This is a genomic window from Halovenus rubra, assembly GCF_026586665.1.
GTDB lineage: Archaea > Halobacteriota > Halobacteria > Halobacteriales > Haloarculaceae > Halovenus > Halovenus rubra.
The window spans coordinates 451,144-461,468 of the sequence record NZ_JAODIY010000001.1 but is presented as its reverse complement, the minus strand read 5'-3'; the positions used below and the strand labels follow the sequence as shown (position 1 = coordinate 461,468).

Here is a 10,325-nt window from a genome sequence, read left to right as displayed (position 1 = left end):
CTGGTATCGAGAATTCCGTGAACTTGCGCTGATGTGTGCAGTATACAACATCAGGAAGGCCGCAGAACAGGAGATTCCACTCCCTTCAGGTGATTAAACACGGCCTGTCAAAGGGGCGGAATCGAAATTCAGGTTCCATATACTCGTTAATGTGTTGTACAACGTTATCTATCAGTGCATCTTCTCTACGTGTCTTCTTGTATGAAAGCGTCTCCTCAGGACCACCAAGGCAATTTAAAACCAACCCAGCCACCAAATTATCTTGTAGGTGTCTGCCGTATTCGGATAAATAAGTTAGCGACCCGATCGTTTCAGGGACGACAGCGAATCGGTACGTGAATTTTCGATTATCCCACGCAGCGATCCGTTTGTAAAGCGATGCCATGACGAGAGGACCACTGAGCTCATTGTTGGCAAGCGAGGGATGGCAGAGATAGGTACTTAGAAGAACTTCACGGTCACTCTCTCCTTCGAGTACCGTATGGCCGTAGTTTAGCCTTCCCCTCTGGTCTAATTCACTATCGATGTACGCATGATATTCTCCCTCTGGAAGCGATTCATATACATTATGCGGCAGGCAGAAACCCCAATTTCGCTCGTAATAGCTGGTTACATATGGGGTAGCTTCTGGCTGATCCGGCAGCGTATAGAGATGCGAATCCAACTCGTCCAGAGTTAATCTTTGATCCACCGGCTCCGAGTAGTTGACTACTGCCAAGTTCGTCTCATCGAGATCGGCATAGACCTCACCATCGGGCCCGGTGAGCTTAGCTTCATCAATCCTCCATTCTGGCGGAACCTCCCAATCAAAAACTTCTGTACCTGAGGGGACGCTTTCAACCTCTAGTGGAATGTCCTGTTGGAGAATTTCTAAGCTTTCACGGAATCCAGGGCCGGTTATACTCCTCGTGATCGGCCACAGTTCATCAAAACGAGTTTCAAGCCATTCACGTTCGCTATCAAAGTCCATTATCCATATCAACTTCTGGATTCGATTAATATCTTCTGACTTTTCGATTGCTAAGAGGACAACATTAGGGCTATTCAATCAAACGGCGTTCTTGCTCATCAGGGACTACTGGTGATCGTCTGAAAGTAAAGTCATTATTCTTATAGGTGATTGATAACCCGGCCAAATTTCACAAGAAATGAGGGGTGTTTTATGTTTTTATTTCTAGATGTGATCTGAATACGAAAAGTCCGACTAGCGACTACTGTTAAATTGTGGTGGTTTCAAAATTATTAATTTTAATGACGCAGGAATTAACTGGGACGTAAACAGAGCAATCCCAGAAGCAGATCTGGTGGCAACCGGCTTTTCATTCGGTGCTTCGGGGTATCCGATTACTTGGAAGCACCTTGCTAAAGAAGAGAAACAACAGATGATTACGGAGCGGAATGAGGGTACACTACAAAAGTGCGAACAGTTGGCGGATATGTTTAGTGCCGATTATTTGTTGCCGTTTGCAAAGTTCTTCGAACTTGTCCAACCCGCGCATAAATCGTATCGGGAACTGATGGAAAAGAACCGACCGGCTGATGTGACAGAACACCTTACTGAACACGATGTGACCGTGTTAGACCTTTTACCCGGGGAATCATGGTCTGGAAACGATGGGTCTATTGATCGTCGAGTAAATCGTGAGCAATTCTTTGATAACGATTTCAGGGAACAGTACCTATTGGATACCTACGAATCACAGCCCCCTGTTGTAACTGAGTCATTCGATATGACTCATGAAGAACTGGCCGATTATTTCGAGAGTTTGGGAGGGTCTGATTTAGCCGCCAGGATTGGCGACTTTGCCCTCACACTCTCGCTAACTGGTGAACAAACACTCACTGCTCTTCTTCGAGTTCAGGAAGGAGAAATAGAATATAAACCCACCGAGAAACAGATTCCACTCGGAGAGCTCGACGCAAGCCACAATGTCAGTATGTCTTGTCCCGGAGCTCTTGTACAGTTTGTCGTCCGAAACGACCGGTCATGGGACGATATCCATATCGGATACTGGTGTGAGTTTGACCGCCAACCAGACGAATACAGTCTCGAATTTTGGCGTCTGTTACACGCTCCTTGGGAAGCACGTAATGATGCCATGCGCATAGCCAAAGATTACGATATTGAAACTGAACTTGAAGGAACCACTATGGCTGACCTTGTAGAGCGAAACGATGTGGGAGACATTCTATCAACGTACGGTCTGCATTGTGCCGGTTGCCCGGAGGGGTTGGGAGAGGATATTATTGAGGCCGCTCGAATTCATGGGCTTGATCCACAGCAGGCTCGTCGCCTAATCAGTGAGATTGAAGCGTCTGTTACGGGAAAACAGTCTGTTAGCGATTGAACAAGCAGTTCGATATAGCCGTAGATCGGTAGTTAATAGAGTATCGCTCCCACTTTCGACGCTACCGGGTGAGTTATTTGTCTTCCGCATGAAGTGAGCCGTCTTCTTGTATAAATCCGTGTTCGTTTTTCAGATCCTACCTGCTCCGAGGTTTCCGATATTGAATCCATTTTCCTTCTTGACCAGTTCTTTCAAACCCATGACGTTCGAATAGCTGTTGTGAGCCAGTATTGTCTACATGAATCTCTGCTGAAAGTTCTTCTTTTTTGTCTTCAATAGCCTTGCCCAAGGCTTCGGAAGCAATTCCTTTTCCCCAAAGTCGTTTTTCTCCGAGGTAAATACCAACGTCACCATCAGTTGCAAGCGAAACGACACCAACTGGTTCGCCCATATATTCAATTATCAGCTCCTCTTGCTTTTCAGGTCGGTTTTGAAACCATTTTACATGGTCGTGCCAATCTAATTCTTCGTCTTGATTTCGGAACCACCGGTAGATTTCAGGGTCATTGCGCCACTGATACAGACGGTCTATATCTTGGCGAGTCGCCGGACGAAGCGATACGGAACGAATCATATTCAGAACAATACAGTGGCAGGGCTTATTATTACTGTGTCGGCCAAAGAAGACTACAGTTTGTTCAATTGTACTGAGAAACTCCTAACGAACAGCCTGATTGGGACGAAATCAGAAGCGAAGATTAGCTCGTTCTCGGCCCTGTGAAGCGTACTTGAATCGCCGTAGGTATCTCGACGACCCTAATCCGTGAAGCGGCAGCTCACCACTTTTTGCGTTGTCGCGATTTCAGTTCAGAGCGCCTCGATCAGTCGAGAGCCGCTACCGCATCCTCTGCTGTAAACTCCGCGACAGTGGCGTCGTCGATCTCGTATTGGACTGTCTCAATTTCGCTCTCGACGACATCGGGGAGCGTCTCGACGAACCGTCGGTACACGTCTGACTCCGTGTGGGCCTTGGCCGAATCGGCATCTTCGTACTGTTCGACGAATCGTATTAGACTCGGGTCAGTAAGGTCTCGGAGCGCACGGTATCGGACAGTTCCGTCCTCGTTTCGGGAGTGTTCGACGAGAGCGTCGATGTGTTCTAGTAACTCATCTTCTCGGCTCGCATCGAGAGGGATCGTCGTGTGGACGAGAATCATAACAGGAAATGCTATGGCTGGTAGATATACTTTGGGCTGTCCCCGGTTCAAATCCGGGAGGCGGCATACTTTTTGGGGAGAATCGGATTCGTGAGAAGCGACCGAAAACAAACACCACAGACGGTGAGAGGCATTTAGCCGTCGGACCCGTGGTATCAGTATGGACTTGGACCGGTTTGTTGAGGACATGCCAGACGACGACGCGCCGGGAGAGGCGTCTGTCTGTGTCGTGGCTGCTCAGCCAGATACCTTCGAGCGCTGTCGGGACGGCTTCTATCCGTGTCCACAGTCGTATCCGCGGACGCGAAAATCGTTCGAGTTCATGGCGTTCTACCGGACAGCGCCGGTATCGAGCATTACGCACTATGCACAGATCACGGACCGAGTAACACAGACCAGAGAGAGGCCCGGCCCGATGAGCGAAGACGACTGGAAAACACTCATCGACCCGTTTTCAGACGCCGAGACCGTTGTTGTGTTTCGCTTCGGTGACCTCGTCCCGTTAGAGACACCGGTAGCAAACGACAGAAACGGCGTCCGCGGTGCATGGTACTGTACAGTCACAGATCTCCGGACCACATCGACGCTTTCAGCCCTCTCAGACCGAGCACGGAGTTGAAAGCGACCAACCACAACCGATAGCAAGCCAGGAACAGGCGGTACAGTCGCCTAACAATCTTACCCAGTGTTGTTCATCCCGGCAGCGATACCTTTGACCGTGAGCCGGAGCGTCTGCTCTTCTGTTGCCGTCCGGTCGTCTTTACCGAGAAGGTGTATCTGGAGGAGGTTCAACGGATCGACGTAAGGGTTACGGCGGTCAAGGCTTTCCCGGAGCCACGAGCGGTCAATCGGATCCTCACGGCCGGTGATCGCCGTCACGAGTTCGACGCTACGCTCGTACTCGGCTTCAAGACGGGGGAAAAACCGCTCGCGAAGGTCGTCGTCAGCGAGTGCAGCGTACTCGCTTGCGATTTCGAAGTCAGTCCGGCCAAGTTCCTGTGCGGCGTTATCAAGTGTAGTCCGGAAAAACGGCCACTGGTTGTACATCTCCTGGAGGACATCAATGTCACCGCCGTCATCCAGGTAGGCATCGATACCCGTTGCCAGCGCGAACCACCCCGGTAAGATACACCGGGACTGGGTCCAAGAGAACACCCACGGAATCGCACGCAGATCTTCGACAGAGCGCTCGCCGGATCTGGAAGCAGGACGGGAGCCGAGGTTCAGGTCCTCAATCACGCCAATCGGCGTCGCTTGTCCGAAGTAGGTCACGAATCCATCAGTGTTCAACAGCGACTGGTATTCGTTTCTGGCGGCGTCTGCCATCGTTTCCATCGCCGTAAGCCACTCATCCTCAACGGCTTCTGTTGGTTGTTCAAGCGCCTGCTTGCGAGCCGAAAGCTGGGCGTTTAGCATCTGTTCGAGTTCACGTTCGCCAATGCTTGGGTTGCCGTACTTCTCGGCAATTGCCTCGCCTTGCTCGGTGAACTTTACGTCACCCGTAACGGTGCTGTTAGGCAACGCTTTGAGTGCATCGTTCATCGGGCCGCCGCCCCGAGAAATCGAGCCACCCCGTCCGTGGAATAACCTGAGTGTGACATCGTACTCCTCGGTAATCTCAGCCAGTCGGCGCTGGTTCTTATACAACGACCAGTTCGCCGCCAGAAAGCCGTTTTCCTTATTCGAGTCCGAGTAGCCGATCATAATCTCTTGCGTGTTGTCCCGCACATCGAGAGCCATCGCGTAGGCTTCGTTCTCGAACAGCGTCCCCATGATGCGTTTTGCACCTGAGAGGGCGTGTTCAGTTTCGAGCAGTGGAACGATATCGAGTCCACTGTGACCCGGTAAATCAATGACACCTGCCTGGTCGGCAAGGAAGAATACTTCGAGAACGTGGCTTGGCTGTTCAGTCATCGAGATACAGTAGGTGTCAACTGCTTCTTGCCCGTATTCCCGTTGCCATTCGGCAAGTTGTTCGAATCGGCATAACACCCGCGCAGCCGTTTCAGAGAGGTCCTCTCGATTTCCGAGCGTGATAACCGGGTCGTCCTGCAAGATTGCGTCAGTCAACAGCTCGATACGGTCGTCTTCATCGAGGCTCTCGTAGTCGACCCCCTCACGAGAGAGGGATTCAGTGACAGCGGTTGTATGATTTTGCTGGTGGTCACGGAGGTCTAGACTTGCCAGCGTGAACCCAAATGTCTCGACCTGTCGCATAAGCTTCTCGACGTGGGCTTCAGCGATGACGCCACAGCCGTTGTCACGGAGACTCTGTGCAATTGTCTCTAGTTCCGCATGGAACTCATCGGCACTGTCGTATCCACCGGACCTGATATCGCCGATGCGATTCAGTTTCTCGCGCATCACCATCAGCTTTTGACGGTATGGCTCGTTGGGATAGCGCTTGCTTGCCTCTTGTCGCGCTTCGGGAATCTCGTCGTCGACGGCATCGACACTCCGACTAATCTCCGCAGGAACATCGATGCGCTCCCCGTCTTGGCTCAAGACGCTCGACATCTCTGCCAGTTGTTCTCGATACCGCTCGACAACGAGTCGGCGCTGCCGGTCGAGCGTTGCCTCAGTAACCTCCGGCGTGACGTAGGGATTCCCGTCACGGTCGCTTCCTGCCCATGAGCGAAATTCAAACAACTTCGGCAACGTAACCTCCGCCCCAACGTCTGCTTCAAGGGCGTCTTCCAGTTCGTCGTACACCTCGGGCACGATATCAAAGAGCGTGTTGACGAGATACCACTGGACGTTGCGCGCTTCGTCTTCAGGTTCTGGACGACGCTCTCGTACCTGTGGTGTTTGCCAGAGGCCGAGAACCTCCGCTTCGATGTCGCGTTTGACCTGTCTCTGTTCCGTATTTGTATGCGTACACTCATCGAGAGTTTCAAGACGAGTTGCAATCTTCCGGAGTTTCGCCTTGACGGTTTTACGGTGTGCTTCAGTTGGATGAGCCGTAAATGTCGGCTGAATTAACACGTCTTTGAGAACCTGCTGGACTGTCTCTGTATCCGTGTCACTGAGTTCCGCCGCCGCCGTTTCGAGACTGTCTTCGAGTGTCCCTTTCTGTGAATTTGTACGTAAGACTCGTACCCGTTCGCGCTCTTCTGCGAGGTTGATAAGTTCAAAATACGTTAGAAATGCCCGTGCGAGAACCCGCTTGTCTTCCGTTTCAAGCTCCGGAATTTCTGCGCGGACGTGCTCGCGTGAGTCACGGTTTCCAGCCCGGTATTCGACGAGTTCACTCCGAAACCGTTCGACTGTTTCGTACGCGGACTCCGACTCATGTTCCTGGATTATGTCTCCAAGCAACGCCGCAAACTCGCGGATGTTCTGCCCAAGCGTCCCCCCGTGTAACTGCTCTTTTGGCGTGTTGTCAGCCATCACCACTCATACAAACCGGCACAAAAAGTAACTTTTCCCTAATGATTTATTGATATACACCGTCGGATGCGGCGATTTTCGGAATAACTGCCAACTGTCGGTGAACGTCGCCAAACGCTGCTTGGGACATGTAGGAGACGACGGGCCACAGTTTGGGGAGTACAACTGTCGTGTCCCGACCACTTCACTGTACAGTTCGATTGTGTCACCAGAACACCAGTTGAATTACCCGGTGGTTCCAGAAAGAATTACCGCTGAATAGCGAGCACTGGTGTGTCAGCCTCGCGGATAACCTGTTCAGTGACGCTACCGTATAAGAACCGACCGACGCCGGATCGGGCGCTGGTTGCCATGACGAGAAGGTCTGCCTCGCGCTCAGACGCCTGTTCGAGAATGATTCGTGAGGGGACGCCTGTTTCGACAACACCGTCAGCGTCGACTCCAGCGGACTGTGCCTTCTCGACCAGCGATGCAAGTTCGTCCTGTTGTGTCACACGCTGTTCCTCAATTACATCGCTGTCGTGGGCCTCCGGTGCTGCAGTCCCTGACATCTCGACAACGGCAAGAAAGACGAGCCGAGCGTCGTGAGCAACAGCCTGACAGACCCCGTGGTCGGCAGCATCGCTGGCTGCTTTGCTTCCGTCTATCGGCACGATGATGAGGTCGTACACGGTTGCTAGTCGGCACGCAGCGTAATCAATTCCCGGCTGTAGTCAGCCTGTCCGCCGGAGGATGAGTCCAATATCGGCAACAACATCGAACCCCATCGGAACGAGGTGGAGAAGACCACCCACGACAAAGAGTTTCGGCCCTACCAGTGCCTCAAACGACGGCCACGGTGATAGAATAGCCAGGCAGACAACACCGGCAAGCGCATAGACGACACGCTCGCTCTTGCGAAGCTGTGGGTTCGACCAGTTATAGAGTGCAGTTGCGAGATAACCCACACCAACTGCGAGAAACCAGGGCCGCCAGTAGCCAAGGCCAAGCAGGTCAGTAGCGAAGGGGGCATCTGCGACAGGCCCGGGAAACCAGCCGGCAATAGTTGCCCCATTGATTCCAACCGCAGAGGCGTTCAGCCCGGCCCAGACAAGCCAGATACGGTTGCGTCGTACGGTCGGTGCGGTGTAGACAACAGCGACAACAACGATAGCAGCGGTGAGCGTAACCCATAGCGCGACAATACTTTCGAGTAAGCCAAACGGTGCAAGCGACGGCTCGGAGACGAACAGCCAGGACAGTGACCAGCCGAGAAGACCTTCCACAAAGCCAACAACAAGGAGACCGTCTCCGGGCAACGGGGGTGAGAGGAGTCGCCGAGTGTATCCCGAAAGGATTGCTACCTCCGTGCTGGCAGCCACTCGGGAAAAGTAGTCGAATGACACACCCTAGTTATGTGTGGCAGCATCTTAACCCGTCGCCTGAATGTGAACCCGGTTTCGTGGGTTACAGTCACACACCCAAGGTCGTCGCATGAACAATCCCAGCAGTCTGGCCAGTTGCGACTAGGACAAAACCCCCAAGCGAGAGCACGCCAATCGGGCCAGTCGCTGCGGCGAGATAGACGAATGTCCCGACGACAGACAGTGTCCCACTCGCATAGTAAATTGACTGTGCCTCAGTAAAGCGTCGGCCCGTATCGATGAGTCCAGCGGCGGGGAGAACCATCCACCCCACGAGACTAATTGCAAGCAGCGGTTCCGACTCTAACAGAAACCCACCGATGCCTGCGACTGTCACTCCAAATCCACCAACCAACACTAGCCGCCACCCACGGAGCGCACCAGTCTCCATCGCCGACCAGCCGGTGACGGTAAACATCGCGATGAAGCCAACCATCACAAGATGAGCTATGAACATCGCCGTGGTGCCCACGGGACCATGTTGTGCACTGGCGGCGACGAACCATGCGGCCGGCACGAGAACGCTTGGTGCTCCATCACGAACAGTCCGGAACATACTGAGTCTACTCACGATGGCGTCAAGAAAGTATCCGGGACAGCTATTAGATAAGCAAAACACACAATCAGCAGACCGTTGCTGGAGGCTAAGCGTCAGAAGATGTTTGTCTCGACGGTGCCCCGTTTCCTAAATTTCAGCGAGTGTCTCGTACTCGTCCCAGCACTGACACTCAAGATCCTCGATCGATGTGATCTCGTCAGGGAGATCAGATATCGGCATCCCATCTCCAACTTCATCGCAGTCGTCAGCGTGAACCGAGAAGTCCTCGCTAGACATAATGGGCATATCTAAACATACAATTGGAAGGTAATAATACCATCTACCACAGTCAAGCGGCCAACAAGTAATTCAGCTAGCAGAAGTATACCGAGTGGGCTTATGGCAGTCGGCAACGAAATGTCGGATATGTTCACGCTGGATATAGACCGGTTCATGTTCGAGTTGAAAGAAGGAGTTCTAAAACACGTCGGTAGTTCGACTAAATCTGCGACAGCAAAGCTCTACGATGTCGAATCTGTGGACGTCTACGAGTTCGGGGATGAACGTCTGAAAGTGACCTGTGAGGATGACGGTGGCAACGAGGTCGAAATCGCGCTCGATGCTCCCGAGGCCAGCAAGATTGCACGGGATATCGAGGCGCTTGAAGACAAGAGTGATATCTTCGAGTGAGCCTGTAATGCGAGAGGCCGACGCGTTTTTGCATCTCCCCGCGAAGAGTCTCGTGTGGAGAGTCTTGACGACGAGCTAGACCGTGCTCGCTCCCTGTCAGTAGACGACCTCGCCGACGCCATTGAATCAATCGGCTTCGAGTGTACCCACTGCGGTGCCTGTTGCAAGGCTGCCGATTGTGGTGATGACACCGACACAAGCGAGGACCATACCGCAACGGTGTTTCCCGACGAGGTGCGTGAGATACAGGCAAGCGAAGAGTACGACTGGCGTGACGTGGCCCGGCCGATGCCCTACGGTCTCGAAACAACCGAGTCCGGTCCAGCAGGTGAGACATTCGAGTGGGCGCTTCAGACCGACAGCTGTGGGGATTGTACATTCTACGACGATGACGCTGCCCGCTGCTCAGTCTACGGAGACCGCCCGCTTATCTGCAAGACCTACCCGTTCAGTGTTGCTCTTGGTGGGACCAGCCAGCCGATGGGCGAAGCTGTCGACACCGAAGGAATGGTTCGGGCCCATGAATGCGAAGGACTCGGCCGTGATATCTCACACGAGACGGCAAAAGAGCTGGCAGCAGCGCTCAAAAAGCGGGCAGTCCGGGAACTCGAAGAGGCAATCGCTGTCAGTGATAACTACGAGCCGGTCAACCGGGAAGAGGGTGTTGTCGTTTACGACTCAGAAGGTCCAAAACGGCCGGATGGGAGCGACTATTGACAGCCCTTCGACGGCGTGTCTGAAGGGTTTGAGACAGCAACTACTTTAGCAGTGGCAGCCTCACCAGTACATACGGAGGTCT

12 protein-coding genes are annotated in these 10,325 nt (G+C 52.9%); 4 read left to right on the top strand and 8 right to left on the bottom strand.

Annotated elements, in window-relative coordinates:
- Positions 1-85 precede the first annotated feature (85 nt).
- Positions 86-970 carry a DUF4910 domain-containing protein gene (locus N5098_RS02290; protein ID WP_267636065.1) on the bottom strand — a complete coding sequence of 295 codons (885 nt, stop codon included), beginning with the start codon at positions 968-970 and terminating at the stop codon, positions 86-88.
- Positions 971-1,304: 334 nt separating this feature from the next.
- Between N5098_RS02290 and N5098_RS02285 the strand changes: the two genes are divergently transcribed.
- Positions 1,305-2,348 carry a hypothetical protein gene (locus N5098_RS02285; protein ID WP_267636064.1) on the top strand — a complete coding sequence of 348 codons (1,044 nt, stop codon included), beginning with the start codon at positions 1,305-1,307 and terminating at the stop codon, positions 2,346-2,348.
- Positions 2,349-2,484: 136 nt separating this feature from the next.
- On the opposite strand, the gene N5098_RS02280 is transcribed toward N5098_RS02285, so the two are convergent.
- Together N5098_RS02280 and N5098_RS02275 are read right to left on the bottom strand one after the other, a co-directional pair.
- On the bottom strand, positions 2,485-2,922 hold the full coding sequence (locus N5098_RS02280) for a GNAT family N-acetyltransferase (RefSeq protein WP_267636063.1): 438 nt from the start codon (positions 2,920-2,922) through the stop codon (positions 2,485-2,487).
- A 247-nt stretch (positions 2,923-3,169) separates the two neighbouring features.
- The gene (locus N5098_RS02275; protein WP_267636062.1) at positions 3,170-3,505 is read right to left on the bottom strand and encodes a putative quinol monooxygenase; all 336 of its coding nucleotides are present in this window, start codon (positions 3,503-3,505) and stop codon (positions 3,170-3,172) included.
- A 160-nt stretch (positions 3,506-3,665) separates the two neighbouring features.
- Between N5098_RS02275 and N5098_RS02270 the strand changes: the two genes are divergently transcribed.
- Positions 3,666-4,124, top strand: coding sequence for a DUF8743 domain-containing protein (locus tag N5098_RS02270; RefSeq protein ID WP_267636061.1), 459 nt, complete (start codon positions 3,666-3,668; stop codon positions 4,122-4,124).
- Between the two features lie 59 nt (positions 4,125-4,183).
- Here N5098_RS02270 and ppc read toward each other — a convergent pair whose 3' ends face one another.
- The 5 genes from ppc to N5098_RS02245 form a co-directional block, all read right to left on the bottom strand.
- Positions 4,184-6,895: a phosphoenolpyruvate carboxylase gene (ppc, locus tag N5098_RS02265; RefSeq protein ID WP_267636060.1), complete on the bottom strand. Its 2,712-nt coding sequence runs from the start codon at positions 6,893-6,895 to the stop codon at positions 4,184-4,186.
- A gap of 248 nt (positions 6,896-7,143) precedes the next feature.
- Positions 7,144-7,566 (bottom strand): universal stress protein, encoded by a 423-nt coding sequence (locus N5098_RS02260; RefSeq protein WP_267636059.1) that lies wholly within the window; start codon positions 7,564-7,566, stop codon positions 7,144-7,146.
- A 42-nt stretch (positions 7,567-7,608) separates the two neighbouring features.
- Positions 7,609-8,280 carry a hypothetical protein gene (locus N5098_RS02255; protein ID WP_267636058.1) on the bottom strand — a complete coding sequence of 224 codons (672 nt, stop codon included), beginning with the start codon at positions 8,278-8,280 and terminating at the stop codon, positions 7,609-7,611.
- Between the two features lie 67 nt (positions 8,281-8,347).
- Positions 8,348-8,854, bottom strand: a complete 507-nt coding sequence (locus N5098_RS02250; RefSeq protein WP_267636057.1) for a hypothetical protein — start codon at positions 8,852-8,854, stop codon at positions 8,348-8,350.
- Between the two features lie 129 nt (positions 8,855-8,983).
- Positions 8,984-9,142: a hypothetical protein gene (locus N5098_RS02245; RefSeq protein WP_267636056.1), complete on the bottom strand. Its 159-nt coding sequence runs from the start codon at positions 9,140-9,142 to the stop codon at positions 8,984-8,986.
- A gap of 120 nt (positions 9,143-9,262) precedes the next feature.
- On the opposite strand from N5098_RS02245, the gene N5098_RS02240 reads away from it, so the two are divergent.
- Both N5098_RS02240 and N5098_RS02235 read left to right on the top strand, forming a co-directional pair.
- Positions 9,263-9,526: a hypothetical protein gene (locus N5098_RS02240; protein ID WP_267636055.1), complete on the top strand. Its 264-nt coding sequence runs from the start codon at positions 9,263-9,265 to the stop codon at positions 9,524-9,526.
- A gap of 54 nt (positions 9,527-9,580) precedes the next feature.
- The gene (locus tag N5098_RS02235) at positions 9,581-10,243 is read left to right on the top strand and encodes a YkgJ family cysteine cluster protein (protein WP_267636054.1); all 663 of its coding nucleotides are present in this window, start codon (positions 9,581-9,583) and stop codon (positions 10,241-10,243) included.
- The last annotated feature ends 82 nt before the right edge of the window (positions 10,244-10,325 follow it).